The sequence below is a fragment of the Trueperaceae bacterium genome (genome assembly GCA_031581195.1).
Classification (GTDB): Bacteria; Deinococcota; Deinococci; order Deinococcales; family Trueperaceae; genus SLSQ01.
The window spans coordinates 1-26,698 of sequence record JAVLCF010000017.1 but is presented as its reverse complement, the minus strand read 5'-3'; the positions used below and the strand labels follow the sequence as shown (position 1 = coordinate 26,698).

The 26,698-nt window shown below is 75.3% G+C and carries 24 protein-coding genes; 11 read left to right on the top strand and 13 right to left on the bottom strand.

Annotated features, from left to right (window positions below; all coding sequences use genetic code 11):
• From RI554_02865 to RI554_02845, 5 genes are all read left to right on the top strand, one after another.
• Nucleotides 1–1,131: type III polyketide synthase (locus RI554_02865; GenBank protein MDR9390952.1), on the top strand; the 1,131-nt coding region annotated here is incomplete at its 5' end.
• On the top strand, nucleotides 1,128–1,859 hold the full coding sequence (locus RI554_02860; protein ID MDR9390951.1) for a methyltransferase domain-containing protein: 732 nt from the start codon (nucleotides 1,128–1,130) through the stop codon (nucleotides 1,857–1,859). The genes RI554_02865 and RI554_02860, both read left to right, overlap by 4 nt.
• Nucleotides 1,856–3,076, top strand: coding sequence for an FAD-dependent oxidoreductase (locus RI554_02855; GenBank protein MDR9390950.1), 1,221 nt, complete (start codon nucleotides 1,856–1,858; stop codon nucleotides 3,074–3,076). The genes RI554_02860 and RI554_02855 overlap by 4 nt, the downstream gene beginning before the upstream one ends.
• A gap of 10 nt (nucleotides 3,077–3,086) precedes the next feature.
• Nucleotides 3,087–3,983 (top strand): UbiA family prenyltransferase, encoded by an 897-nt coding sequence (locus tag RI554_02850; protein MDR9390949.1) that lies wholly within the window; start codon nucleotides 3,087–3,089, stop codon nucleotides 3,981–3,983.
• A 67-nt stretch (nucleotides 3,984–4,050) separates the two neighbouring features.
• On the top strand, nucleotides 4,051–4,548 hold the full coding sequence (locus RI554_02845) for a DUF427 domain-containing protein (GenBank protein MDR9390948.1): 498 nt from the start codon (nucleotides 4,051–4,053) through the stop codon (nucleotides 4,546–4,548).
• Nucleotides 4,549–4,555: 7 nt separating this feature from the next.
• On the opposite strand, the gene RI554_02840 is transcribed toward RI554_02845, so the two are convergent.
• The 4 genes from RI554_02840 to RI554_02825 form a co-directional block, all read right to left on the bottom strand.
• Nucleotides 4,556–5,080, bottom strand: a complete 525-nt coding sequence (locus RI554_02840) for a GAF domain-containing protein (protein MDR9390947.1) — start codon at nucleotides 5,078–5,080, stop codon at nucleotides 4,556–4,558.
• 24 nt (nucleotides 5,081–5,104) lie between these two features.
• Nucleotides 5,105–6,355, bottom strand: a complete 1,251-nt coding sequence (locus tag RI554_02835) for a hypothetical protein (protein ID MDR9390946.1) — start codon at nucleotides 6,353–6,355, stop codon at nucleotides 5,105–5,107.
• Nucleotides 6,352–7,113: a DUF429 domain-containing protein gene (locus tag RI554_02830; GenBank protein MDR9390945.1), complete on the bottom strand. Its 762-nt coding sequence runs from the start codon at nucleotides 7,111–7,113 to the stop codon at nucleotides 6,352–6,354. The genes RI554_02835 and RI554_02830 overlap by 4 nt, the downstream gene beginning before the upstream one ends.
• A 100-nt stretch (nucleotides 7,114–7,213) precedes the next feature.
• The gene (locus tag RI554_02825) at nucleotides 7,214–7,984 is read right to left on the bottom strand and encodes an SDR family oxidoreductase (protein MDR9390944.1); all 771 of its coding nucleotides are present in this window, start codon (nucleotides 7,982–7,984) and stop codon (nucleotides 7,214–7,216) included.
• A gap of 543 nt (nucleotides 7,985–8,527) precedes the next feature.
• Between RI554_02825 and RI554_02820 the strand changes: the two genes are divergently transcribed.
• From RI554_02820 to RI554_02810, 3 genes are all read left to right on the top strand, one after another.
• Nucleotides 8,528–8,752 (top strand): cold-shock protein, encoded by a 225-nt coding sequence (locus RI554_02820; protein MDR9390943.1) that lies wholly within the window; start codon nucleotides 8,528–8,530, stop codon nucleotides 8,750–8,752.
• A 224-nt stretch (nucleotides 8,753–8,976) separates the two neighbouring features.
• Nucleotides 8,977–10,311, top strand: coding sequence for a DEAD/DEAH box helicase (locus tag RI554_02815; protein MDR9390942.1), 1,335 nt, complete (start codon nucleotides 8,977–8,979; stop codon nucleotides 10,309–10,311).
• Between the two features lie 29 nt (nucleotides 10,312–10,340).
• Complete coding sequence (locus RI554_02810; protein ID MDR9390941.1) at nucleotides 10,341–10,838, top strand: GreA/GreB family elongation factor; 498 nt, start codon at nucleotides 10,341–10,343, stop codon at nucleotides 10,836–10,838.
• A 7-nt stretch (nucleotides 10,839–10,845) separates the two neighbouring features.
• On the opposite strand, the gene RI554_02805 is transcribed toward RI554_02810, so the two are convergent.
• Genes RI554_02805 through ppsA form a run of 3 tightly spaced genes read right to left on the bottom strand, consistent with a single transcriptional unit; the run spans nucleotide 10,846 to nucleotide 15,309 of the window.
• Complete coding sequence (locus RI554_02805; GenBank protein MDR9390940.1) at nucleotides 10,846–11,829, bottom strand: deoxyhypusine synthase family protein; 984 nt, start codon at nucleotides 11,827–11,829, stop codon at nucleotides 10,846–10,848.
• 46 nt (nucleotides 11,830–11,875) lie between these two features.
• Nucleotides 11,876–12,904, bottom strand: a complete 1,029-nt coding sequence (mgrA, locus tag RI554_02800; GenBank protein MDR9390939.1) for an L-glyceraldehyde 3-phosphate reductase — start codon at nucleotides 12,902–12,904, stop codon at nucleotides 11,876–11,878.
• On the bottom strand, nucleotides 12,901–15,309 hold the full coding sequence (gene ppsA, locus RI554_02795) for a phosphoenolpyruvate synthase (protein ID MDR9390938.1): 2,409 nt from the start codon (nucleotides 15,307–15,309) through the stop codon (nucleotides 12,901–12,903). Before ppsA ends, mgrA begins: the two co-directional genes overlap by 4 nt.
• Before the next feature lie 276 nt (nucleotides 15,310–15,585).
• Between ppsA and RI554_02790 the strand changes: the two genes are divergently transcribed.
• Nucleotides 15,586–16,941 (top strand): HAMP domain-containing sensor histidine kinase, encoded by a 1,356-nt coding sequence (locus RI554_02790; GenBank protein ID MDR9390937.1) that lies wholly within the window; start codon nucleotides 15,586–15,588, stop codon nucleotides 16,939–16,941.
• Nucleotides 16,942–16,964: 23 nt separating this feature from the next.
• Nucleotides 16,965–17,648, top strand: a complete 684-nt coding sequence (locus RI554_02785; protein ID MDR9390936.1) for a response regulator transcription factor — start codon at nucleotides 16,965–16,967, stop codon at nucleotides 17,646–17,648.
• A 7-nt stretch (nucleotides 17,649–17,655) separates the two neighbouring features.
• On the opposite strand, the gene RI554_02780 is transcribed toward RI554_02785, so the two are convergent.
• The 6 genes from RI554_02780 to RI554_02755 form a co-directional block, all read right to left on the bottom strand.
• Complete coding sequence (locus tag RI554_02780) at nucleotides 17,656–18,732, bottom strand: ABC transporter permease (protein MDR9390935.1); 1,077 nt, start codon at nucleotides 18,730–18,732, stop codon at nucleotides 17,656–17,658.
• Nucleotides 18,725–19,645, bottom strand: coding sequence for an ABC transporter permease (locus RI554_02775; GenBank protein ID MDR9390934.1), 921 nt, complete (start codon nucleotides 19,643–19,645; stop codon nucleotides 18,725–18,727). The genes RI554_02780 and RI554_02775 overlap by 8 nt, the downstream gene beginning before the upstream one ends.
• A 92-nt stretch (nucleotides 19,646–19,737) precedes the next feature.
• A complete protein-coding gene (locus tag RI554_02770) occupies nucleotides 19,738–21,264 on the bottom strand; it encodes a glutathione ABC transporter substrate-binding protein (protein ID MDR9390933.1) in 1,527 nt (508 codons plus the stop codon).
• A gap of 197 nt (nucleotides 21,265–21,461) precedes the next feature.
• Complete coding sequence (locus RI554_02765; GenBank protein ID MDR9390932.1) at nucleotides 21,462–22,709, bottom strand: molybdopterin molybdotransferase MoeA; 1,248 nt, start codon at nucleotides 22,707–22,709, stop codon at nucleotides 21,462–21,464.
• Nucleotides 22,710–22,756: 47 nt separating this feature from the next.
• Complete coding sequence (locus RI554_02760) at nucleotides 22,757–23,434, bottom strand: nitroreductase family protein (GenBank protein ID MDR9390931.1); 678 nt, start codon at nucleotides 23,432–23,434, stop codon at nucleotides 22,757–22,759.
• The gene (locus RI554_02755; protein MDR9390930.1) at nucleotides 23,431–24,036 is read right to left on the bottom strand and encodes a molybdenum cofactor guanylyltransferase; all 606 of its coding nucleotides are present in this window, start codon (nucleotides 24,034–24,036) and stop codon (nucleotides 23,431–23,433) included. Before RI554_02755 ends, RI554_02760 begins: the two co-directional genes overlap by 4 nt.
• 74 nt (nucleotides 24,037–24,110) lie before the next feature.
• On the opposite strand from RI554_02755, the gene hypF reads away from it, so the two are divergent.
• Complete coding sequence (gene hypF / locus RI554_02750; protein MDR9390929.1) at nucleotides 24,111–26,510, top strand: carbamoyltransferase HypF; 2,400 nt, start codon at nucleotides 24,111–24,113, stop codon at nucleotides 26,508–26,510.
• Nucleotides 26,511–26,698 lie beyond the last annotated feature (188 nt).

Sequence of the window (26,698 nt, the reverse complement as noted above, 5' to 3'; positions counted from 1 at the left end):
CCCGTCGTCCCGGCCCCGTCCGTCGCCCAGGGTAGCGCCCAAGCGGCGATGGAGCGGATCGTGGGCGGCGACCGCCGGACCGACAAGCTGCTCCGCCGGATCTACCCCGCCAGCGGCATCGAGACGCGCCACAGCGTCCTCGAGGACTTCGTGCCCGAGGGGTCGCCCCCGTCGAAGGCGGGGCACGACGCGGACGGGACCCGGTGGCTACCCCCGGCGCAGTCGGGACCGGGGTTCTTCGTGACCGACGCCGGGGACGTGCGCAGCCCGGGCACGAAGGAACGCAACGACCGCTACCGCAGCGAGGCGGGCCCGTTGTTCGTGACCGCGGCCCGCGACGCCCTCGAGGCGACCCCCGACGTCGGGCCCGACGACGTGACGCACGTCGTCACGGTGTCCTGCACCGGGTTCTACGCACCGGGACCCGACCTCGACGTCGTGCACGGCCTCGGCCTGCGCGGCGGCACCGAGCGCTACCACCTGGGCTTCATGGGGTGCTACGCCGCCTTCCCCGCCCTGCGCATGGCCCGCGCCTTCGTGGAGGCCGACCCGGACGCGGTGGTCCTGATCGCCTGGGCGGAACTGTGCACCCTGCACCTCCAGCACGACCGGGATCCCGACGCGCTGGTGTCGGCCAGCGTGTTCGCCGACGGCGCGGTCGGTGCGGTCGTGTCGGGCCGCCCCCCGAGCGGGCCGGCGTTGCGCCTCGACGCGTTCGCCGACGGCCTCGCGCCGGAGGGCGCCTCGGACATGGCGTGGACGGTGGGCGACACCGGCTTCGAAATGACGTTGAGCGCCTACGTGCCCAAGATCGTCGGGGCGAAGGCGCACGCCGCCCTGGGGCCGCTCCTGGCGGGGCGCGACCTCGACCTCGCCGACGTCCCCCGCTGGGCGGTCCATCCGGGCGGCCGCGCGATCCTCGACAAGCTGGCGGACGGCCTCGAACTCCCCGATGCGGCGCTCGCCGCGTCGCGCGGCGTGCTGGCGCGCTACGGCAACATGTCGAGCGCGACGGTGATGTTCGTCCTCGCGGCGTTGCTGCGCGAGCCGGGCCCGCCCGGCGAGCCGGTGATCGCGATGGCGTTCGGGCCCGGCCTGACCGTCGCGAGTGGCCTCCTGACGTTCGCGTGAGCGTCGTGCGCCGCGACCGGCTCCCCCGCGCGCACGACCTGCGCGAACGCATGGACGACCCGACGTGCGACCCCGTGCGCCTGACGCGCACCTTCGCGCAGTTCGGGATCCTCAACGACCTGCTGTCCGGCTGGCGTCGCGCGTGGCGGACGGTGCTGCGCCCGCACGCGCGCGCCGCGGCAAGGGAGGCGGGCGTCGCGACGCTCCTGGACGTCGGCTGCGGCGGCGGTGACGTCGCCCGCCGGCTGGCGCGGTGGGCGGCGGACGACGGGGTGCCGCTCGCGATCACCGCGATCGATCGCGACCCGCGCGCGTTGGCGTTCGCCCGCGCCCGCCCCACCCCCGCCGGCGTGACGTACGCCGGCGACCGGCCGGGCGAGGACGTCCCCGACCTCCTCGCCGCCGGGCGCCACTTCGACCTGGTCGTCTCGAACCACGTCCTGCACCACCTCCCCGAGGACGAGCTGGCGTCGTTCCTGACGGCGACCGACGCGTTGGCGGTGCGGGCGGTGCTGCACGACGACCTGTTCCGCACGCCGTGGGCGCTGCCGGCGTTCGCGGTGTTCGCCCTCCCCTTCCGCGGGTCGTTCGTCGCCGTCGACGGGCGGCGCTCCATCCGTCGCGCCTGGCGCCCGGACGAGCTCGCCCCGCACCTGCCCCCCGGCGCGCGGGCGGCGCGCCGCGGGGCCTTCCGGCTGCGGGTCCTACGCGAGGCGTCGACGCCGTGAGGGACGCCGAACCCGACGTCGACGTCGCGATCGTTGGGGCGGGCGCGACCGGGGCGTACCTCGCCGCCCGCCTCGCGCACGCCGGGGCGTCCGTCGTCGTCCTCGAACGCCGGCTCGAGCCTCCGACCCACACCCGCGCCATCGGGATCCACCCCCCCGGGCTCGAGGCCCTCGCGCAGGTCGGGGCGGCGGCGCCGCTCGTCGCGGCCGGCGTCCCCGTCCGGCGAGGGCACGGCGGCGCGGGCGCCCCCGGGCGGGGGCTGCGGCGGCTGGGGACGGTCGCGTTCGACGCGCACCTGCCCGGCCCCTGGCCGTTCGTCCTGACCGCCCCGCAGCACGCCACCGAAGGGGTCCTCCTCGAGCACCTGGAGGCGCTGGCGCCCGGCGCGGTGCGGCGCGGGGTCGAGGTGCGCGGCCGCCGCGAGGACGCCGCCGGCGTCACGCTGGAGGCGACCGACGCGCGCGGCGGGGGGACGCTCGAGGTGCGCGCCCGCGACGTGGTGGCCTGCACCGGGGCGCGCAGCGGCGCGGAACGCTGGGTCGCCGGGCGTCGCGTCGGGCGTGCGTTCGAGGACCGCTACCTCATGATCGACCTGCCGCAGGCCGCGGAGGCGTGGCCCGACGCGCTGGGCGCCCTCCCCGCCGACGAGGCGTGGATCCACCTCGCGGCGGACGGGGTCGTCGAGGCGTTCCCCCTGCCGGGCGGCGTCCGCCGATGGGTGGCGCGCACAGCGGTCCCCGCCGCGGCGGACGCGGCCCACCTGGCGCGCCTCGTGGCCGAGCGGATGGGGGTCCGGCTCGATCCCGGCGCCGCGACGATGCGCTCGTCGTTCGGCGTCGAGGCGCGCCGCGCCGCCCCCATGGCGCGCGGCCGCACCTGGTTGGCGGGGGACGCCGCCCACGTCGTGCCCCCGCTCGGGGGGCAGGGCATGACGCTCGGCTGGTTGGGCGCCGACGCGCTGCTGGACGCCTGGCGCGACCACCGCGAGGGGCGCGCCACGCGCGCCGAGGCGATGGCGACGTACGCCCACCGGCAGACCGCGCGCGCCCAGCGGGCGCGACTCCGCGCGGAGGTGAACCTGCGCCTGGGGCGCCCGACCGGCGCGCCGGGGCTCCGCGACGCGGCGCTCGCCGCGGCGCTGCGGGGCCCGACCGCACCGCTGTTGGCGCGGGCGTTCACCATGCGGCGCCTGGCGGGCGGACCGCGAAGCGTGTAACCCTGCCCGCATGGCGCGCACGCCCTTCCGCCCGGTTCGGCACCCGTGGCTGCGGCACCTGCGGCTCCCGTTCAACGCGATCCTGACGCCCATCTGGGGGTTCGGGGTGGTCGCCGCCCTGCGCGAGACCGGCGCGCCGGTCGAGCCGGGACGCCTGGCGCTGGCGTGGGCGTCGCTGCACGTGTTCCTGTACGGCGGGACGACCGCCTTCAACTCGTTCTACGACCGCGATACCGGACCGGTCGGCGGGATGCTCCGCCCTCCGGCCGTCGACGCGGGGCTGAGGCCGTTCTCGCTGGCGGTGCAGGCGGTCGGCCTGGCCCTCGCCGCGGGGGTCGGCGCGGCCTTCCTGGGGTCGTGGGCGGCGCTGTTCGCCGTCTTCACCGCGTACTCGCACCCCGCAATCCGCCTCAAGCGCGACCCGAGGCTCGCCATGACGGCGATCGCGCTGGGCCAGGGGGCGCTCGGGTTCGCGCTGGGGTGGGCCACGGTCGCCGGCCTGGCGGGGCTGACCACCCCGTGGAACGCCGCCCGCATGGCGGTCACCGCCCTCCTCGTCGCGGGGCTGTACGTCGTGACGCAGGCGTACCAGGTGCGCGAGGACGCGGCGCGCGGCGACCGGACGTTGCCGGTGCGCTGGGGCGCCCCGCGCGCACTGCGCGCCGCAGCGGCGTCGCTCGCAGCGGGCGCGCTCGTGCTCGCAGCCGACGTGACCGGCGACCTGGGCGTCGGCGCGGGCGCGATCGTGGTCGTCGGCGCCGCCGCAGCGTCCACCGCCCTGCTGCGCTGGGCGGGGCGCTTCGATCCAGGCGCCGTCGCGGCGAACTTCCGCATCGCGATGCGCTTCGCGGTGAGCGCTTCGCTGGCGGCGTCGGCGTTGCTGCTCGCGTGGGCGTTCGCGCCGTAGTTCGGACCGACCCGAAACCGGGGTCGCGCTCGCGGTCCCTCGGCCGGCACGGCGCTACGCTGGGGGTATGCGCCGTCCCACCCCCGAGACGCCCGGACCCGGCCAGGAATCGGTCTGGGACTACCCCCGCCCGCCCGCCGTCGACCCGAGCTCCGAACGCGTGATCGTGCGCTTCGGGGACGCGGTGATCGCCGACACGACGCGCAGCGTCCGGATCCTGGAGACGTCGCACGCGCCGGTCTACTACCTCCCACCCGACGACGTCGACGCGACCGCCCTGGAGGCGATCGACCGGCGGACGTTCTGCGAGTTCAAGGGCGCCGCGGCGTACGCCGACGTCGTCGCCGGCGGCCGGCGGGCGCCCGCCGCCGCCTGGTGGTACCCCGACCCGACGCCGCGCTACCGCGACCTGGCCGGCTGGGTCACGTTCTACCCGTCGAAGATGGACGCCGTCACCGTCGACGGGGAGGTCGTCCAGCCGGTCGGGGGCGACTTCTACGGGAGTTGGGTCACGTCGCGGGTGGTGGGCCCCTTCAAGGGCGGCCCCGGCACGCAGGGCTGGTGACGTCCGTTCAGCCGAGCGCGTCCCAATCGAGCTGCGGCGCGAGGGTCGCCACCAGCGCCTCGAGGCCGACGCGGTCGGCCTCACCGAAGGTCGCCGGCCGGTCGCTGTCGAGGTCCAACACCGCGCGCAGCACCCCCGACGCGTCGCGCATGGGCACCACGATCTCCGAACGCGAGGCGGGATCGCAGGCGATGTGCCCCGGGAAGGCGTGGACGTCCGCGACGACCTGGGTGGCGTCCTCCGCCCAGGCGGTGCCGCACACGCCGCGCCCGTAGGCGATCCGGACGCACGCCGGTTTGCCCTGGAACGGCCCCACCACCAGTTCGTCGCCCCGCCGGACGTAGATCCCCGCCCAGTTGAGGGCCGGGTGGGCGTCCATCACCGCGGCGCTCAGGTTCGCGAGGTTCGCTACGGGGTCGCGCTCCCCCGCCCACAACGCCTCGATCGCCCGGGTGAGGGCCGCGTAGTCGACCGCCACCGCGGTCCCCGCGTCGTTCACTCCGTCGTTCGCCCCGTCGTTGCCCTCCGACACGTCGTCACCTCCACGGGCGGCATGCTACCCGCTCGTCCGACCCGTCGCGAACGCGACCGACAGGCCCCGGATCCGAACGCGCCGGACCGACGCGACCTCGAGCCCGGGCGCCTCCGCCCACGCCGCCGGCCGCGGGTACACCACCGCCCAGCGCCACGTCGGCCCCGCCGCCCCCGCCGCCGCGACGGCGGCGAGGACGCGCCGCAGCAGCGCATCCGGGTCGTCCCCCGACGCCGCGGATCGGCGCCCGTACGGCGGGTTGGTAAGCAGGAGCGGGCGGCGCGCCCCGTGCGCCTCGGCGAGCGCCGCGACGTCCAGGGTCCGCGCGTCGCCGGCCCGCACGTCGGCGCCCGCCCCCAACGCCTCCGCGGCGACCGCGGCGGTGGCGGGATCGGCGTCGCGGCCCACGAGGCTCGGGGCGTCGCGGGGCGCATCGAACCGACGCAGCGCGTGGCGGAGGCGCCCCTCGTTCCAGACCGGCGCGCCGCGCATCGCGACGGGGCGGGCCGCCCCGACCGGCCGTCCCGCCGCGAGGTCGCGGGCCTCCTGCAGCAGCGTGCCGGACCCGCAGAACGGATCGATGATCAGGTCGGCGTCCGCGGCCCCGCCCAGGTGCGCGAGGGCGGCGGCGGTCGTCTCGCGGAGCGTCGTCGCGGTCGAGCGTTTGCCGGTCCCCCGCCGGTGCATGGCGTGCGCGACGTCGACCCAGACCGACGCGCGGTCGCGCTCCAGCTCCAGCCGGACGACGGGCACGTCCCCCGCGCCGCCGGCGCCCCGGTCGTCGCGGGGCGCCTCCGCCGCGACGCCGGCCGCGCGCACCGCGCGCCGCACCGTGCGCTCCAGGTCCCCGGCGTCGCGCAGCCGCGAGCGGCGGCTGCGGACGGCGATGCGGACCGGCCCGCGGGCCGGGAGCCACCAGGCCCACGGGAGGCGCGCGAGGTGATCGAAGGCCATCGCGGTCGTGGCGGCGGCGTGCTCCGCGATGCGGACCGAGAGGACGTCGGCGACCCGGACCTCGGCCAACAGCGCGTGCATCAGGTCGAACGGCGCCTCGAGCGCCACCGTTCCGGGCGTGACGCGAAGGGCGTCGGGGGCGGACACGTCGCCGACGTCGAGGTCGTCGGCACGGGCGGTCGCGGCCCGCACTTCGTCCGCGACGACGGCCTCCAGACCCGGGGCGCAGCGCAGGCGCAGCGGCCACCGTTCGGGCCACACCCGCCGCTTGACGGCGCGGGCGAGGGCCGCCTCGGAGGGCGTTCGGACCGAGCGGGTCACCCGTGGATCTCCATCGCGCGGCCCGCCGCATCCCGGGCGGGGCCGGTCGGGCCCCGCGCTGGGAGGACGCGCCCGCGGCCCGCAGCCCGCCGCGCGGCGGCGAGCAGCAGCGCGACGGCGTCGAGGACGTCGTCCGGCGCGACGCCGGACGCGCCCTCCAGGTCGCCGCGGACCCGCGCGAGGACGCCGGGGAGGTGCGCCTCGAGCAGCGCTTCGCGCGTCCGTCGTCCGTCGGGACGGCGTTTCGGGAACGCCATCGGCGCGCCGGCCAGCGTCGCGAACGCCACCTCCGGATGAGTCTCCTTCACGCGCCCCTCGAGCGCCGGCGAGGCGGCGAGGAGGGCGTCGACCTCGCGGATCTTCGGGAGCAGGTGGTACGCCTGCTTGGCCAGGCCGCGCCCGTCCGCCGCCCGGTGGCCTGCGAGCGCACCTTCGTACGTCCCGGCCGCCAGGACGGCGCGGACGGGGGCGGCGAACACCGAGGCGCGGCGGGGACCGAGCACCCGGCGGGCGGCGACGTCGCACGCGCGGGGGCCGGCCTCGGGGAGGCCGATGGGGACGTCGATCGCCACCTGCGCGTCGGGGGGGAGGGCGTCCAACAACGCGCCGACGTCGGGCGCGAGCGCGGCGCGGACGTCGGCGGCGTCGCCCCCCGCCGGCAGGTGGACCGCCACCCACCCCCCGCGCGCGCCGTCGACGCCGGCGAGGGGGACGGGGGCGGGCAGGCTCGGTCCGGTCGGGGGGGCGGCGTCCGTCACGCCGTCAGGGTACGCGCGGCGCGCGCCCCGCACCCCCGGTCGGGGGACGGGGCGCGGCGAGGCGCGGCGAGGCGCGGTGCGGCGGGGTGCGGGGGTGGCGTCAGTACGCCATCCAGCCGGCGTCGGCGGCGATGGTCGCGCCGTTGATGCGTTTCGAGGCGTCGCTCGCGAGGAACAACGCCAGCTGCGCGACGTCGTCCGGTTCGAGGGTGGCGGGGGCGAGGCCGTGCCACCCGCCGTACTGCGCCATCGCCTCCTGATCGATCTTCTCCGGCGTGATGGTCTCCTGGATGTTCGTCGCGACCGCCCCGATCACGATCGCGTTGGCGCGGATCCCGTGCGGCGCGTACGTGACGGCGGTGTTCTTCGTGAGGCCGATGACGCCGTGCTTGCTGGCGGTGTACGCCGCGCCGGCCGCGCCCCCGCCGACGCCGGCGGCGGACGAACTGTTGACGATCGACCCGCCGCCGTGGTCCTTCATCCACTGCACCGCGGCGCGCGAGAGCGCCATGGGGGCGTACAGGTTCACCGCCATGACCTTGTTCCACGTCTGGTCGTCGAGGCTGGCGACCCCCTGGAACTGGTCCATGACGCCGGCGTTGTTGCACAGCACGTCGAGGCGCCCGTGCTGCTCGGTGGCGGTATCGATCAGCTTGTTCGCCCCCTTGCGGCTGGCGACGTCCCCGACGACGGTCGTGACGACGCCGCCGGCCCCCTCGACCTCGCTCGCGACGGCGTCGAGGCGTTCCTGGTTCACGTCGCCGGCGACGACGGTGGCGCCCTCCGCGGCGAACAGGCGGGTCATGGCGGCGCCCATGCCGGACGCGGCGCCGGTGACGACGACGACCTTGCCTTCGAGGTGCTGCTGCATGTGGGTCTCCCTTCGCCCTTCGGGGCGGTCCTGGACGGCGCCCGCACGCGCGCGAGCGACGCCGCGAGCATCGCACGCGCCGCGGGACGTTCGTCCCGACGCCCGCACGCGGGACGGCCCGACGTACCGACGCCCCCGGCGCGACGCCGGACCGGCGCTCGCGTTGGGGGGTGGGGCACCGCCCCGCGCGGGAGGAGGCCGACGTGACGACCGACGCAGCCCGCCCCGGACGCGTGACCGCCGTACGCGGCGGGGGGGTCGACGTGCGCTTCGCGCCGCCCCCCCGATCCACACGCGGTCCGGCGGGCGGCGGAGCCGAGAACGAGCGACGGGGACGCGAACGAGCGGGGTCGCGGCGACGTGCGGAGGCGGGCGCGCGCGGCGACGTCGCGCGGCGCGCCCCCCGACATCGTGCGATGGGGTACACTCCGGTGTTCCGGATCGACCCCTACAGGTTCGTTCAGAACGGCGGGTGCACCCTGCACCCGGACTTTTTTGTTGGGCTCGGCCGCGAAGGCGTCCCGAGCCGGAAATGGAACGACCATGAGCAACGGCACCGTGAAGTGGTTCAGCAACGACAAGGGCTACGGCTTCATCTCCCCCGCCGAAGGCGACGGCGACGTGTTCGTGCACTTCAGCGCGATCGACGGCGACGGCTACAAGAGCCTCGACGAGGGCGACGAGGTCGAGTTCGACGTCGGGCAGGGACAGAAGGGTCCGCAGGCGCAGAACGTCCGCGTGACCAAGAAGGCCCCCGGCGCGTACTGATTCCCACGCCCCGTCTCGGCGCGCCCCGGAGGTTCGGGGCGCGCCGTCGTGCGGGACCGCACGACCCGGCACGACCCGCCACGACCCTGCGGACGCCGCAGGCCCCCTCGGTCCGGTCCCGCCGGACCCTTCCTTTTCATTCGGGTGCGCCCCACGGCGCGCCCCGGCTCCCGGTCGACGCGACGCGCGTCCTGGCGCGGTGAGCAGCGAGGACGCGTGACCCCATGAGTTTCGACCCCTACCCCCTGGACGCCCGCGTGCGCGCCGGCGTCGATGCCGCCGGCTACGAGAAACCCACCCCCATCCAAGCGAAGGCGTTGACCGACGCCCTCGCCGGGCGGGACGTGTTGGGCTTGGCGCAGACCGGGACCGGCAAGACCGCCGCGTTCGCGCTGCCGCTCCTGAACCGCCTCGTCGGCGGACCGCGCGGCCACACCCGCGCCCTCGTCGTGGCCCCCACGCGCGAGCTTGCGGACCAGATCCACGCGGAGATCCAGCGGCTCGGCCGCACGACTGGCCTGCGCAGCGCCACGGTGTACGGCGGCGTCGGCAAGAAGCCGCAGGAACGCGCCCTGCGCGGCGGAGCGGAGATCATCGTCGCGTGCCCCGGGCGCCTGCTCGATCACCTGCGTTCCGGCGTCGGGAACCTCGGGCGCGTCGAGGTGCTCGTCCTCGACGAGGCCGACCACATGTTCGACATGGGCTTCCTGCCCGACATCCGCCGCATCGTCGGGCAGGTCCCGGGCGACGCGCAACGGTTGTTGTTCAGCGCGACGATGCCGCGCGAGCTGCGGCACCTCGCCGAGGAGGTCCTGAACGACCCCCTCACCGTCGAGATCGCGCACGGCGCGCCGGCGCAGACGGTGGAGCACGCGCTGTACCCGGTCGCGCCGGACGACAAGACGCGCCTCCTGAAGCACCTGCTCGACCGCCGCGAGGTTCGCTCGACGCTGGTGTTCACCCGCACCAAGCACCGCGCCAAGCGGCTCGCGCAGCAGCTCGACCGCGCCGGCTACGCCGTCGCGTCGCTCCAGGGGAACCTGTCGCAGAACAAGCGCCAACGGGCGCTCGAGGGCTTCAAGGCCGGTCGCTACGACGTGCTGGTCGCCACCGACATCGCCGCCCGCGGGATCGACGTGACCCGCGTCTCGCACGTCGTGAACTACGACGTGCCCGACACCGTCGAGGCGTACACGCACCGCATCGGTCGGACCGGTCGCGCCGAACGCAGCGGCGACGCGCTCACCCTCGTCACGCGCGAGGACGGCAAACAGATTCGCGCCATCGAGCAGCGCCTGGGCGCCGTCCCGCGCGTCAAGGTCGACGGCTTCGACGCGCCCGACGTCGCGGGTCCGCCGCGCGGCGGTCGCGGGGGCGGAGGCCGGAACGACGGGCGGGGCCGCGGGTCCCGCACCCCCGAACGCCGGACCGACGGCGCGACGGACCCGCGCGGGGGCGGATCGCGGGGCGGTTCGCGCGGCGGACGCCGGCGGGGCGGACGCAACCGCCGCGGCGGACGGTCCGGCGGCGCGAGCGACGCGTCGCGCGGCGGCGACTGAGCCGCCCCGCGACGCGGTAGAACCGACGCGTGAGCCGCGCCTTCGTCAAGGACGACGCGCCGGAGCGGGTGGTGGTGCCCGCCCGGCCGCCGCTCCCCGAGCACGCCGACAACCTCGTGACGCCCGCCGGCCTCACCGCCCTCGAGGCGGAGGCGGCGGCCCTCCGCGCGGAGCGTGAGGCGCTCCTCGCCGACGCCGCGGGCGACGCCCCGCGGCGTCTCGCGGTCGTGCGCGAGGAGCTGGCGGAGGTCGAGGCGCGCCGCGCGTGCGCGGTCGTGGTTCGGCCCCCCGACCCGCCCGACGACGTCGTGCGGGTCGGGGCGAGCGTGACGCTGGTGCAGGACGGGGAGGCGTTCACCGTCCGCATCACCGGCGTCGACGAAGCGGATCCCCTCGAGGGCCGCATCGCCTTCACCGCGCCGCTCGCCGCCGCGGTGCTGGGGGCGCGGGCCGGCGACGTCGTCGACGCCGACGTCGGGGGCGCGCGCCGGCGGGTGCGGATCGACGCCGTCCGCTACGCCCCCTGACGCGCCCTCACGCCCCGAGCAACGTCCCGAACACGAGCGGCGCGACGATCGTCGCGTCGGACTCGATCACGAAGCGGGGCGTGTCGGGCGTCACCTTGCCCCACGTGATCTTCTCGTTCGGGACGGCGCCGGAGTAGGAGCCGTAGCTGGTCGTCGCGTCGGAGATCTGGCAGAAGTACGCCCACGGCGGGACGTCCTCCAGCCCCAGGTCCTGGTGCAGCATCGGCACGACGCAGATCGGGAAGTCGCCGGCGATGCCGCCCCCGATCTGGAACAGGCCCACCCCTCGCCGGGCCGCCGTCGCGCGGTACCAGTCGGCGAGGTACGTCATCGCTTCGATCCCCCCGCGCACGAGGTGCGGGTCGCGTACGTCGCCCGCCATCAGGTGCGCGGCGAATATGTTCCCCGTCGTCGAGTCCTCCCAGCCGGGGGTGACGATCGGCAGGTCGCGCTCCGCGGCGGCGAGCAGCCACGACGCGTCGGGGTCGGCGGCGGGGTCGGGCTCGAGGACGCCCGAGCGCAGGAGGTCGTAGAGCACCTCGTGCGGGAAGCGGCGCTCCCCGCGCGCCTCCAGGTCCCGCCAAGCGTCCAGCAACGCCCCCTCGAGCCGGCGCATCGCCTCCGCCTCGGGGATCGCGACGTCGGTCACGCGGTTGCGGCCGCGCGCCAACAGCGCCGCTTCGTCGGCGGGGGTGAGGTCCCGGTAGTCGGGGAGGCGCTCGTAGTGCGAGCGGGCGAGCAGGAGGAACACGTCCTCCTCGAGGTTCGCTCCGGTCGTGCTGATGGCGTGCACCTTGTCGCGGCGGATCATCTCCGCCAGGGACGCCCCGAGCTCCGCGGTGCTCATCGCGCCCGCGAGCGTCACCATCATCGCGCCGCCCCCGTCGAGGTGGCGGGCGTACGCGTCGGTCGCGTCGAGGAGGCTGGCGGCGTTGAAGTGCCGGTAGTGCCGGCGAAGGTAGCGGCCGACGGGGCCGCGGGGCTGCGTCATGGCGGCAGCCTACCGGGCGCCGCGCGCCGGTGGGCGCCAGCGGGCGTCAGCCGGCGTCGCTCGACGCCGCCCAGAGGTTGACGTCGATGCCGTGCGCGTGCCGGTCGATCTCCGCAAGTTCGTCGTCGGCGAAGTCCAGCTTCTGCGCCGCCGCGACGTCGTCGCGGATCTGCGCGACGCGGCTCGCGCCCACCAGGGCCGACGTCACGCGCGGGTCGCGCAGCACCCAGGCGATCGCCATCTGCGCGAGGGTCTGCCCGCGGTCGTGCGCGATGCCGTCGAGGGCGCGCACCTTCGCCAACACCGACGGGTCGAGCCACTCGCGTCGGAAGCTGCCGCCCTGCTGGGCGCGCGCGTCGTCGGGGACCCCTGCGAGGTACTTGGCGGTCAACAGGCCCTGCGCGAGGGGCGAGAAGGCGATCACGCCGACCCCGAGGTCGTCGGCGACGTCGAGCAGGTCCCCCTCGACCCAGCGGTTCAGCATCGAGTACGACGGCTGGTGAATCGTCAGGGGGACCCCCATCGAGCGGAGGATCGCCTCCGCCTCGCGGGTCTTCGCTGCGGAGTACGACGACACCCCGACGTACAGGGCTTTGCCCTGCCGCACGGCGCTTGCGAGCGCCCCCATCGTCTCCTCGAGCGGCGTGTCGGGGTCGAAGCGGTGGCTGTAGAACACGTCGACGTAGTCCAGACCCATGCGCTGCAGGCTGGCGTCGAGGCTGGCGAGGAGGGTCTTGCGCGAGCCCCACTCGCCGTACGGGCCCGGCTGCATGCGGTAGCCGGCCTTCGTGCTGATCACGAGCTCGTCGCGGTAGGGCGCCAGGTCGCTGCGCAGCAGCTCCCCGAAGCGCGTTTCCGCCGAGCCGGGCGGCGGCCCGTAGTTGTTCGCCAGGTCGACGTGCGTCACGCCCAGGTCGAAGGCGGTCAGGATCCGCTCGCGGATGGACGCGAACGACTCCGCACCCCCGAAGCGCTGCCACAACCCGAGGGAGACCGCCGGGAGTTTCAGGCCGCTCCGCCCGACCCGTCGGTAGGGCTGGACGTCGTAGCGGGCGTCGCTCGCGTGGTGCGTCACGACGCCACCGTACCGCGCTCCGGGGCGGCGTCGCCCGCGAGGCGGCGGAGCACCCCGACGACGCTGTCGGGGTTCAGCGAGATCGAGTCGATGCCGGCGTCGACGAGGAACGTCGCGAAGTCGGGGTGGTCGCTGGGCGCCTGCCCGCAGAGGCCGACCTTCACGCCGGCGGCGTGCGCCTCGTCGATCAGCGTCCGGATCGCCCGCTCGACCGCCGGGTCGCGTTCGTCGAAGACGTCCGCCAGCAGGTCGCTGTCGCGGTCGACGCCCAACACCAACTGCGTCAGGTCGTTGCTGCCGATCGAGAAGCCGTCGAAGCGTTCGGCGAAGGCGCGGGCCTCGAAGACGTTGGCGGGGATCTCCGCCATGACGTACACCTCCAGGCCGTCCTCGCCCCGCCGGAGGCCGTGCTCCGCCATGCGCGCCAGGACCCGGTCGGCCTCCCCCACCGTCCGGCAGAAGGGGATCATCACGACGACGTTGTCGAAGCCCAGGGTGGTGCGGACCTCGCGGATCGCTTCGCACTCCAGTGCGAACGCGTCGCGGTACGCCTCGCTGGCGTAGCGCGCGACGCCCCGAAAGCCGATCATCGGGTTCGCTTCCTCCGGCTCGAACGCCGCCCCGCCGAGCAGGTCGGCGTACTCGTTCGTCTTGAAGTCGCTCGTGCGCACCAGGACGGGGTCGGGCCACCGCGACGCGGCGATCTTCGCGAGGCCCCGCGCGAGCGTCTCGACGAAGAAGCGGGGTTTCGCGTCGTACCCGCGGGTGCGCCGCCGAATCCGGTCCTTGTCGGGGCCCTCGGGCAGGTCGTCGAAGTGGACGAGCGCCATCGGGTGCACGCCGATTTCGGCGTTGATCACGAACTCCATGCGGGCCAGACCGACGCCCCGTACCGGCAGCCGCCACCAGCGCATCGCGACGGCGGGGTCCGCGACGTTCAACAGCAACGGCGTGGCGATCTCGGGCAACGCGTCGAGGTCGACGTCCTCCGCCTCGAACGCGATGGCGCCGTCGTAGACGTACCCGCGTTCACCCTCCGCGCAGGAGACCGTCACGGTGCGGCCGTCCTCCAGGGCGTGCGTCGCGTCGCCCGTCCCGGCGATCGCGGGGATGCCGAGCTCGCGGCTGACGATCGCCGCGTGGCAGGTCCGGCCGCCGTGGTCGGTCACGATCGCCGACGCGCGCTTCATGATCGGCACCCAATCGGGGTCGGTCATGCCGGTGACGAGGATCGCGCCATCCTCGAAGCGGTCGATGTCCTCCGCCCGCTCGATCACCTGGACCGGGCCGGTCGCGACCCTGTCCCCGATCGCCAGGCCGGAGGTGAGCGGTTCGCCGCCCGGTTCGCGCAGCCGGTACGTCTTCATCGCCGCCCCCCCGCGGCGCGACTGCACCGTCTCGGGGCGCGCCTGCAGGATGAACAGCTCGCCGCTGGCGCCGTCCTTCGCCCACTCGAGGTCCATGGGGCGGCCGTAGTGCGCCTCGACGCGCGTCGCCCACCGCGCGAGGCGGAGGATCTCGTCGTCGTTCAGCACCGCGGTGCGGCGCTCCGCGTCGGTCGTGTCGACCACCTTCGTGGGCGCCGTTCCGCCGGTGCGGTAGATCATCTTGCGTTCCTTCGCGCCGATCCGCTTCGCGAGGATCGGGACCTTCGACGGGTCGTCCAGGAACGGCTTGAACACCTCGTACGCGTCGGGGTCGACGAGGCCCTGCACGACGGTCTCCCCGAGCCCCCAGGCGGCGTCGATCATCACGACGTCGGGGAAGCCGGTCTCGGTGTCGAGCGTAAACATCGTGCCGGACCCCGCCCGGTCGCTGCGCACCATGCGTTGCACGCCGACCGAAAGGGCCACCTCGAGGTGGTCGAACCCCTGGACCTCGCGGTAGTGGATCGCCCGGTCGGTGAACAGCGACGCGATGCAGCGCCGCACCGCGTCGAGCAGCGCGGCGTCGCCGCGCACGTTGAGGAAGGTCTCCTGCTGCCCCGCGAAGCTGGCGTCGGGCAGGTCCTCCGCCGTCGCGCTGCTGCGCACCGCGACGGGGAGCGGCGTCTCCCCCGCCGCCTCCCCCAGCTCGCGGTACGCGGTGAGGATCGCGTCGGACACGTCGAGGGGCAGCTCGGCGTGGAGGAGGGCGCGCCGGATCGCTTCGCCGACCTCATGCAGCGCCTTCGATCCGTCGTGCAGCGCCGCGAGTTCGCGCTCGAGGACCGGCGTGAGGTCGGCGTCGGCGAGCAGGTCGCGGTAGGCGTCCGCGGTCGTCGCGAAGCCGTCGGGCACCGCCACCCCCTCCGCCGCGAGGTGCTGCAGCATCTCCCCGAGGGAGGCGTTCTTCCCGCCGACGAGGGCGACGTCGGCGGCGTCGAGGGTGGAGAACGAACGAACGTAGCGCGGTGGCGTCGGCATGGGGACCTCCCACCGGCATTGCAGCACCGCACCCCCCGCCGCTCGGTGCATCGGTACCCCGCGCTGCGGGGCGCGGGCCGAACGGGGCCTGATGGGGTCGGGTGGGTCCGGACGGGGTGCGCGCGCGTCCGGGGTGGGTGCAGGTGCGTGCGCGGAGGGGCGCGCGGAGGGGCGTGCGGGTCGATCGGTCGGTGCTGCACGCGACCCCGGTTTCGTCGTCCGTAACGGCCCCATCCGGGCCTACCATGCACATGTCGGTAGCGTTACGCTACGGGCGTGCTGCGCGCCCCGTACACCCGCGCCGACGCCGACGCCTTCCGGGCGGCCAACCTGCCGCTCCGCCGCACGATCCTCGGGGCGGTGGCGGGCGTCAACCTCGCGCTTGCCCCCGCGTACGTCTGGGCGGACCTGCGCATCCTCGCGCTCGGGGCGCGCGCCGACGGCGTCGTCTACGCCGTGATGGCGGTCCACGCCTGGATCGTGATCGCGAGCGTCCTGGCGCTGGCCTACCTGGCCGTCCACCGCCGCTGGCCGGAGGACGCCGCCCTCCACCGACGCGTCGTGCTGGCCTCGGTCGTGAACTTCGTCGCCGTCGCCGCCGCCCTCGCCGTCATCAACCAGCGGGACACCGGAACGTACCTGATCTTCGTCATGGCAGGCGCGGTCCTGGTCGTGCTGGCGTACGAACGCCCTCGCGACCTGATCGCGACGTACGCCGCGGCGGGCGCCGCCGTCCTGCTCGCGTCGGAGGTCTGGCAGCGCGACGTCGCGCACCTCGTGAGCACCCGCCTGAACCTCCCCCTCGCCGTGGGGCTCGTGGGCGTCGGCTACCTGAGCTACGACCGCTTCCGCATCCGCGCGTTCCTGCAGGCCCGCGAACTCGAACGCTGGGCGGCGTTCAAGGACACCCTCTTCCAGGCGCTCGGGCACGACCTCAAGGACCCGCTCGTCGACGTCCGCCGGGCCGTCCGGGTGCTGGAGGCGGAGCGCGCCGCCGGCCGCTTGCGCGGCGACGCGGGAACGCTGCCCGAGGCGTTGGAGGTCGCCGGCGACCGCGCCGGCCAGGTGATCGACAACCTCATGGCGGTGGGGGCGCCGGAGGCGGGCGACGCCCCGCTCGAGCCGGTCTCGCTCCACGACGAGGTGCGCACGGCGACGCTCCGCCTCCGCCGCCGGGCGGCGGCCAAGGACGTGACGCTGGCCAGCGACCTGCCGGGGGACGTGCTGATGACGGCGAACCCCGCGATGCTGCAGTCGGTGCTGCAGAACCTGCTCGGGAACGCCGTGAAGTTCAGTCCGGTCGGCGGGCGCGTCGTCCTCACCGCCGACGTCGCGGCGGACCGCGTCACGGTGCACGTCGACGACGCCGGCGACGGCCCGCCGGACGCGGTGCGCGCCATCGTGGAGGCGGACGTCCGGACGCCGGTCGCGACGCCGTCGCACGGCACCGCCGGCGAGGCCGGCACCGGCCTCGGGCTGCTGGTGGTGCGGACGTTCCTGGCGCACATGGGGGCGCAGCTGACGCTCGAGGGGCGCGCGGGGAGCGGGACCCGCGCGACGTTCGCGCTGCCGCGCTACCGCCCCGGGCGTGTAGCGCCATCGCTACGCCCGCGCGCTCGCGGGCGGGCGTAGCCTACGGACGAGGAGGCGGTGGCGTGATTCAGGTGGTGGTGGTGGACGACCACGCGTTGGTGCGCCGGGGCCTCGCGACGGTGCTGGATGCGACGCGGGACCTGCGCGTCGTGGCCGCCTACGCCGACGGGCGGGACTTCCTGCGCGAAGCGCGCTCGCTGGGGCGCATCGACGTCCTGTTGCTCGACGTCACGATGCGGCACGTCGACGGCCTCGAGGTCCTCGCGCGCGTCCGGACGTGGCGGACGCCCCCTCCGACGCTGTTGCTGTCGATGCATCCCGAACGCCGCTACGCGGTGCAGGCGGTGCGCGAGGGGGCGGCGGGCTACCTGACGAAGGACGTCGGCGACGACGAGCTGGTGCGGGCCTTGCGCACCGTCGCGTACGGGGGGCGCTACCTGAGCGACAGCGCGACGGCGTGGTTGCTGCGCGACGAGGCGGACGGCGATCGCGACGCGGCACGGGGGCTCGACGCCCTCTCCGACCGGGAACGCAAGGTGATGCGGCTGCTGCAGCTCGGCCTGACGCTGGAGGAGATCGCCTACGAGCTCGAGCTCGCCGCGAGCACCGTCAGCACCTACAAGGGACGTCTCATGCGCAAGCTCGGGGCGAAGAGCCTGGTCGACCTGCTGCGCTTCGGGGACGCCCCCGCCGCGCCCGAGGGCGCGCCGGGGGCGGGAGGCGTCGAGGGCAGCCGGGAGGCCTGAGCGGACGTCAGCCGCGCGGGTCGAGCGCGTCGCGGAGCGCGTCCCCGACCAGGTTGAAGCCGAGCACCACCAGCACGATGGCGAGGCCGGGGAACGTCGCGACGTGCGGCGCGACGGCGAGGTACTCGCGGCCGCGCGCCAGCATCAGGCCCCACTCCGGTTGCGGGGGGCGCGCCCCGAGCCCCAGGAAGCCGAGGCCGGCGGCGAAGAGGATGGCGATCGCCATCTGCAGGCTCGACTGCACGATGATCGGCGCGAGGGCGTTGGGGACGACGTGCCGGAACAACGTCGGCATGGCGCGTTTGCCCATCGCGCGGGCCGCCTCGACGTACTCGCGGCTCTTGACCGACAGGACGCTGCCGCGCACCAGGCGGGCGTAGACGGGGATGGAGGCGATCCCGACGGCGATCATGACGTTGCCGAGGCCCGTCCCGAACGTCGCGACCAGGACGATGGCGAGGAGGATGCCGGGGAACGCCAGCATGACGTCGACCACGCGCTGCACGACGATGTCGAAGGCGCCCCCGAGGTAGCCGGAGATGGCGCCCAACGGGACGCCGACCCCCACCCCGATCGAGACGCTGATGAGGCCGATGAAGAGCGAGATCCAGGCGCCGTGGATGAGGCGGGAGAGGACGTCGCGGCCCTGTTCGTCGGTGCCGAGCAGGTGGAAACGGACCGGCCCGTCGACCCCGAAGAGCTTGAGGTCGCTCGAGATCGCGCCCCCGAGCCACGCGTAGCGCTCGCCGCGCACGAACCACTGGACGGGGTACGCCTCGTCCGCGTCGACCGACACCCCGCCGATGGGGCTGCGCGTCGCGGGCGAGACCCACAGGCCGAACTCGCCGTCGGGCCCTCCGAACGACACGCCGGTCCCGGGCGGCAGGTAGGTGGTGCGGAGCTCCTGGGCGGCGGGGTCGTACGGCGCGAGGAACGGCGCGAAGGCGACGTTCACCAGGAAGAAGCCGATGATGCCGAACCCGACCGCCGCGAGGGGGTTGCGGCGCAGCCGCTTGCGCCACCGCGCGGGCGGCTTGCCCGCCGTGGTCGCAGCGTTCGCGGCGTCGGTCGTCGCGTCAGTCATAGCGGATCCTCGGGTCGATCACGCCGTAGACGAGGTCGACCAACAGGTTGACGAGAATGAAGGAGATGGCGATCACGAGGACGGCGCCCTGCACGACCGGGTAGTCGCGCGCGAGGATCGAATCGACCAACAGCCGCCCCACGCCGGGCCACGTGAAGACGGTTTCGGTGAGGACCGCGCCGGCCAACAGCCGCCCGAACTCGAGGCCGCCGATCGTCACGACCGGCACGAGGGCGTTGCGCAGGGCGTGCTTCGCGATGAGGCTGCGCGCCTGCACGCCCTTCGCGCGGGCGGTGCGGACGTAGTCCTGGTCGAGGACCTCGAGCATCGAGGAGCGGGTCATGCGGGCGATGATCGCGGTGCTGGACACCCCGAGCGTGATCGCGGGGAGCACCAGGTGCGCGAACGAGCCCCGTCCCGCGACGGGGAACCACCCCAATTCGACGCTGAAGAACAGGATGGCGAGCAGCCCGAACCAGAAGACCGGCATGGAGACGCCGAGCAGCGCGACGAACGTCACGGCGGCGTCCACCCAGGTGTTGCGCTTGATGGCGGACACGATGCCGGCGGGGATGCCGATCGCGAGCGCCACCAGGATCGCGCCGAGCGCGAGTTCGAGGGTGTTCGGGAAGAACTGGGCGAGGTCCTCGGTCACCAGGCGGTTGGTGCGCGTCGAGCGCCCGAGGTCGCCCTGCGCGAGGTTCCCGACGAACGTCGCGAACTGCGCCGGCATGGAGCGGTCGAGCCCGAAGCGTTCGCGGATGCGTTCGATCGTCTCCTGGTCGGCGAACTCGCCGGCCAGCATGACGGCCGGGTCGCCCGGCGCGAGGCGCACCATGGCGAACACCACGACGATGACCCCGAGGATGGCGGGGAGGGCGATGAGGATACGGCGGAGGGTGTACTGGAACACGCGGGGTCCCTACGGCGAAGCGAGTCGCAAGATAGGCGGGCGAAAAGATAGGGCCGTGAAGCCCCCCGCGGGGGGCTTCACGGCGAAGGGTCTTACTCGGAGACGGTGACGTTCCAGGCGAGGACGCGTTCGGTCGGGTGGATGACCAGACCCTCGACGGCGTCGTTGACGGCGACGAGCTGCGTTTCGCTGTGCAGGAACAGCCACGGCGCGTCGTCGCGGACGATCTGCAGCGCGTCGGCGTACAGCGACTCGCGGACGCTGGGGTCCGGCGTCACGCGCGCCTCGTCGAGCAGGTCGTCGACCTCCGGGTTGCTGTAGAAGGCGCGGTTCGAGCCGTCGGGCACGTGCTGGCTCGTGTGGAAGAGCGCGTACAGGCCGTAGTCGGCGTCCCCGGTGACGGTGCCCCACCCGAGAAGCGCGACGGGCACGTCGTTCTCACCGGCCGGCTCGCGGGTCTTGTCGAGGTAGGCGCTCCACTCGAGCGTCTCGATGGTGGCGTCGATGCCGACCTCGGCCAGCTGGCTCTGGATGGCTTCGGTGATCTGGATGTCCTGCAAGTAGCGGCCCGAGGGGCTGTAGAGCGTGGTGCTCAGGCCGTCCTCGAAGCCGGCTTCGGCGAGGAGCTCGCGGGCGCGCTCCGGGTCGTATTCGTACTCGCCGACGTCGGTGTAGCCGAAGATGCCGGGGGCGATCGCCGCGTCGCTGGGACGGACGGCGCCACCGAGCACGAACTCGGCGATCTCCTGCTTGTCGACGGCGTAGTTGAACGCCTGACGCACGCGGACGTCGTCGAACGGCTCGAGGGTGTGGTTGAAGTACATGTAGATCGTACGGAGGCTCGAGACGTTCTCGACCGTGATGTCGGGCGCCGCGTTCAGGCGGGCGATGTCCTGCGGGGGGACGCGCACCGCGACGTGCGCTTCGCCGGACTCGACGAGCGCCATGCGGGTCGTGTTCTCCGGCACCGCGAGGAACGACACGCCGTCGATGGCGGGCACGTCGCCCCAGTAGTCCTCGTTGACGACCATGTCGATGCGGCTGCCGCGGTCCCAGTCGTCGAGCTGGAAGGGGCCGGTGCCGACCGCGTTCTCGCCGAACGCCTCCCCGAACTCCTCGACGGCGCTCGGCAGGACGATGGCGGTCGTGTTGTGCGTCAGGTGCGCGAGCAGCGGCGCGAACGGCGTCGCGAGGCGCAGCTCGATCTGCAGCGGACCGGTGACGACGACCTCGTCGATGCGGTCGAGCAGGAAGCGGAAGGTGAAGGCGTTGTCCGGATCGAGGAAGCGATCCATGCTGCCCTTGACGACCTCGGCGGTCATCGGCGTGCCGTCGTGGAACGTGACGCCTTCGCGGAGGTTGATGGTCCAGACGGTCGAGTCGTCGGACACCTCGTAGCTCACCGCGAGGTTCGGCTCGATGCTGCCGTCGGGCATCAGCTCGAAGAGGGTTTCGTACATGTGGCTGACGATCGACGCGGTCGGTGAGTCGGTGACGTCGTGCGCATCCAGCGTGACGGCGTCCGTGCCCTGCGCGATGACGAGGTTCTGCGCCGAGGCCCACGCGGTGAGCGTGAGGGCGGCGAGCAGCACGAAGCCGAGACGAGCGAGTCGCTTCATGGAGATTCCTTCCTGAATGAATGGCGTCGAGGGGCGTGGGGGCGGCGCCCCGCAGGTCCCCGCGGATTCGGGAATCGCCCCTCGCGTAGCGGCGAGTGTACACGCGCACTGCGCCGCACGGCAACTTCTTGCATGGCGTCGTGCATTCCTGCAACGCCGGTCGGGCCGGCCCGGTGCGATCCGGGCCGTCGTGTCGCCTACGCCCCGAACGCGACCGGTAGGACCTCCGCGACGTCGCCCGCTGCATGGGATGCACCGGCGGGGAGGCGCAGCAGCCCGTTCGCCTGCGGCAGCGTCGCGAGGCGCGACGCGCCGTCCCGGCCGAGCTCGCGCACCCGCCGGACCCCGGCCTCGTCGGTCCGCACGTGCGCCGTCCACAACGCCACCTTCTTCGTGTCGCCCCGCACCGGCGCGTCCACGACCGCGTGGGCCGGCCGCCCCCACGCGGGCGGACCGCTCCGCCCGAGGGCGGCGTGCACCCACGCGTCGAGCAGCACCCCGCCGACGACCGTCACGGCGACCGGCGTCCCGGGCAGGCCCAGCCACGGCACGCCGCGGTGCGCCCCCAGCATCGCCGGCCCCCCCGGCTTCACGAGCACCCGGTCGAAGCCCGTCCCGGCGTCGGCGTCGGCGTCGGCGTCCGCCCCGTCGCCCGCGCCCCCGTCCGCCAGGGCGCGGCGCACCAGGTCGAAGCGGCCGACCGACGCGCCGCCCGTCGTCACGATCAGGTCCGCGCCGGACGCCGCCGCGCGGTCCAACGCCGCGGCGAGGGCGTCCGCGTCGTCGGCGACCGCCTCGCGCGAGGCGACCTCCGCCCCGAGGCGCGCGAGGAGGCCGGCCAACAGCGGGCCGTTGCTGTCGAACACGCCGTCGCGGGCGCCGCCCGCGGCGCGCCCGACCTCGCTGCCGGTCACCACCACCGCGGCGCGCGGGGGGCGGGCGACCGGCACCTCGGCGTGCCCCATCGCCGCGAGGAGCGACGCGCCGGCCGGCCCCAGGAGCGTCCCGGCGGGGGTCGTCGTCGCCCCCGCCGCGACGTCCTCGCCCCGACGCCGCACGTGCTTCGCGACGCCGGGCGCGCGGACCGTGACGACGTCGCCGTCCAACGCCGTCGCCTCGAGCAGCACGATCGCGTCCGCGCCGGCCGGGACGCTCGCGCCGGTCGCGATCGCCACCGCCTCCCCCGGACCGACGGTCCCGTCGAACGGCGCGCCCGCGTACGACCCCCCGACCCGCCGGAGCGGGACCGGCGCGTCGTCGCTCGCGGCGGCGGTGTCGGTGGCGCGGACGGCGTAGCCGTCCATCGCCGAGACGTCGCTGCGCGGCAGGTCGGTCGTCGCGACGACGTCGCGGGCCAGGGTGCGGCCGGTCGCGGCCGCGACCGGAACGCGCTCCGCGCGCGGGGTGGGGGCGACGGCGGCGAGCGCCGCGACGGCGGCGTCCATCGTCACCACCCGCCGCGGGGCGGGCGCCCGCCCGCTCACCCGCCCGCTCACCCGTCCGCGCCCCCGCCCACGCCCCCGTGACGCTCCGCGTCCGCGTCCGCGGGCTCGGACCCCGGGATCCCTTCGGTGGGGTCGAAGCGGTCCTCGACCACGATCGCCTCGAGGGGCAGGCGGACGCGGGGGCCCGCCTCCTTCGCGGCGACGTCGTCGGGCAGCGCCGCGGGGTCGCCGGGCCACCCGAGGGCCAGCAGCACCCCGACGTCCCACGGCGCGCGCACGCCGGTCGCGTCCGCCGCGACCTCGCGGTCGAACCCGCCCATCGCGTGCGCCGCGACGCCGTCCGCCGTCGCCTGCGCCACCAGGTTGCCGATCGCCAACCCCAGATCGAGCAGCGCGTGCCGGTTGCGTTTCGGGGGTTTCTCGGGGTGGACGTGCACCGTCCGGACGAGCGCCAACACCAGCAGCGGCGCGGCGGTCGCCCAGGCGTTGCCGGGCCGCAACGACGCCGCCAGCGCGTCGAAGCCGGGGGTCCCGCGGCGCGTGACGACGAACCGCCAGGGTTGGCCGTTCCCGCCCGACGGCGCCCACCGCGCCGCCTCGAACAGGCGCCGCTCGACGTCGGCGGTCAGCGCCTCGGGCGCGAACGCGACCCGGCTGCGGCGGTCGCGCACGACCGGGGTCAGGGCGTCGTCGGGGCGACCCTCGTCGCCGGCATCGGTCCTCACGGGAGATCCTCCGGTCGGTTGGCGTTCAGGAACGTCGTGGCGGGCACGTGGGGGGCCAGATGCCGCCACGGCACGACGGCCCCACCCGGCTCCTTGCGCAACCAGCGCAGCGGGAGGCGCCCCCCCTCGAGGCGCGCCTCGAGGTCGGCGTGCAGGTCGCGTCGGTACAGCGCCGCGAGCGGCTCGAGGCCGCTCGGGCCCTCGGGCATCACGACGCGCACGTCGTCGTCGGCGTAGGCGAACAGGGCGCGCCACAGGTCGGGCGTCACGAACGGCATGTCGCACCCCACGAGCGCGACCCACGCGTGCTCGGCCGCCGCCAGCGCGGTGTGCAGCCCCCCGACCGGCCCGAGGCCGGGCCGGGCGTCGGGGATCCAGCGGGCGCCGGGGCTCTCGGTCGCCTCGCGCCCCACGACGAGGCGCCGCTCCGCGCCGGCGAGGCCGGCGAGGGCGTGCTGCAACAGCGTGGTGCCGCGGTAGACGTGGAGGCACTTGTCGCTTCCGAAACGCCGCGACGCCCCACCCGCCAGCACCGCCCCGGTGTAGGGCGGCGGGTCCGCCACGGGCGGGCGGGCATCGGGGGTCGCGGGCGCGTCGGGCACGCGCGCATGCTACCAACGCCGCTCGGGCCTCCCGCGGGACGAAGCGCCCCCACCCGATGCGGCATCATGGGTGCGTGACGCCCGCCGCCGACCCGACGTTCGAGACCGCCGTCGTCCGCGTCCGCGGCGTCGTCCAGGGGGTCGGCTTCCGCCCCTTCGTGTACCGCCTCGGCAACGCCCACCACCTCGCGGGGTGGGTCCGCAACGACGGCGAGGGGGTGCTGTGCGAAGCGACCGGGACGCCCGACGCGCTCGACGCGTTCGCGCTCGCCCTCGAGCGCGAGGCGCCGTTCGCCGCGGTCGTCGAGGCGGTCGAGGTGCAGGAGCGCCGGCCGGCGCGCGACGACGAGGCGACCGCCGCCCGCGCCGCGCCGGACGCGGACGCCCCCGCGTTCACGATCCGCGCGAGCGGCGCGCAGGGCCACCCGACGACGGTGATCTCCCCCGATCTGCCGATCTGTCCCGACTGCCTCCGGGAGCTGTTCGACCCCGACGACCGTCGCGACCGCTACGCGTACGTCAACTGCACGAACTGCGGACCGCGCTGGTCGATCATCCGGGGGCTGCCGTACGACCGGCCGCGCACCACGATGGCGGACTTCCCCCTGTGCGACGCCTGCGCCGCGGAGTACCACGACCCGCTGGACCGCCGCTTCCACGCCCAACCGGTCGCCTGCCCCGCCTGCGGGCCGCAGGTGCACGCGCGCGATCCGGACGGCGTCGTGACGCACGCCGGCGACGCAGCGATCCGCGCCACCGCCGCCGCGCTGCGCGACGGCGCGATCCTCGCGATCAAGGGGCTCGGCGGGTACCACCTCGCCTGCGACGCCCGGAACGCCGCGGCGGTCGACGCGCTCCGGGCGCGCAAGGCGCGGCGCGACAAGCCGTTCGCGCTCATGGCGCGCGACCGCGCCGTCGCCGCGAGCACGGTGGCGCTCACGGACGCCGGGGCGGCGCTGCTGAGCGACGTCGCGACCCCGATCGTGCTCGCGCCCCGCACCCGCGACGACCTCCCGGCCGGCCTGGCGCCGGAGAGCCGCGACCTGGGCGTGATGCTGCCCTACACCCCCGTCCAGCACCTGCTGTTCGACGCCGGCGCGCCGCCGCTTTTGGTGATGACGAGCGCGAACCGGGCGGGCGAACCGATCGCCTACCGCGACGACGAAGCGATCGACCGCCTCGGGGGGGACGGCGGCCTGGCCGACGGCTTCCTGACCGGCGAGCGCCCGATCGCGCGGCGGGTGGACGATTCCGTCGCGACGGTCCTGTCCGGCGCGCCGGTCGTCCTGCGTCGCGCCCGGGGGTACGCCCCCGCGCCCGTCGCGCGGCACGCTGCGTGGGACGCGCCGCTGCTGGCGGTCGGCGCGATGCTGAAGAACGCGGTGGTGCTGGCCACCGACGGCTACGCCTTCCAGAGCCAGCACCTGGGCGACCTCGACGATTTCGATGCGCTGCAGGCGTTCCACGAGGCGGTCGACGACCTGACGACGATGTACGACGTCGCGCCGCACGAGGCGTGGATCGCGCACGACCTGCACGAGGGGTACCCCTCGACGCGGCACGCCCTCGCGCTCGGGGGACGCACCCACGCCGTGCAGCACCACGAGGCGCACGTCGCCAGCGTCGCGGCGGAGCGCGGCGCGTGGGACGCGACGGTGCTGGGCTTCGCCTTCGACGGCACCGGCCTGGGGCGCGACCGCACCGTCTGGGGGGGCGAGGTCCTGCACGGCTCCGTGACGGCGGGCTACGCCCGCGTCGGGCACCTGGCGCCGGTCCCGTTGCCCGGCGGGGACGCCGCCGCCCGCGCCCCCGCGCAGGCGGCGACCGGGTTCCTGCAGTCGGTGGATCCCGACCTGTGGCGGCCGCGCCTCGAGGCGCGGCGGGTCCGCATGGCGGAGCAGGCGATCCGCGCGGGCGTCAACACCCCGACGACGTCCAGCATGGGGCGGGCGTTCGACGCGGTCGCGGCGCTGTGCGGGTTCGAGGGCACCATGAGCTACGAAGGGCAGGCCGCCATGGGGCTCGAGGCGCAGGCGTGGGCGGCGGACGGCGCCCCAACCTTCGGGCCCGACGGGCGCCTGGCGCACGACGCGGCGCGCGCCTGGCTCGACGCCGCCCCGCCGCTACCGTCCCGGGGCGGGGTGTGGCGCACCGAGCGGCTGCTGCAAGCGCTGCTCGAGGACCTCGCCGACGGGACCGACGTGCGGCGCGTCGCCCTGCGCTTCCACGCGAGCGTCGCGCGGGCGGTCCGCGCCGCCGCGGAGACGTTCGCGCGGTCGCACCCCTACGAGGCGGTCGTCCTGTCGGGCGGCGTGTGGCAGAACCGCCTCCTGCACGAGCTCACCACCCGCGACCTGGCCGACGCCGGCCTGGAGGTCTGGTGGAACCGGGCGGTCCCGCCCGGCGACGGCGGCGTCGCGCTCGGGCAGGCGGCGATCGCCGCCGCGGCGCGCGCGGCGGACGCGAGCGCCTGAGCCCCCCACCCGCCGCACGGCGTCCGTCGCGGCGTGCGCGTCGTCGCGGCGTGCGCGTCATGGCGTCACCGTCGTGGCGTGACCGTCGCCCCGCGCCCCGCGCGGGGCGCGTGCTGTCGTGGGGGGGTCGCGGGTGCGAGGAGGCGCGATGACGCGCATTCGCTACGTGCCGTACGTCCACGCCCGGG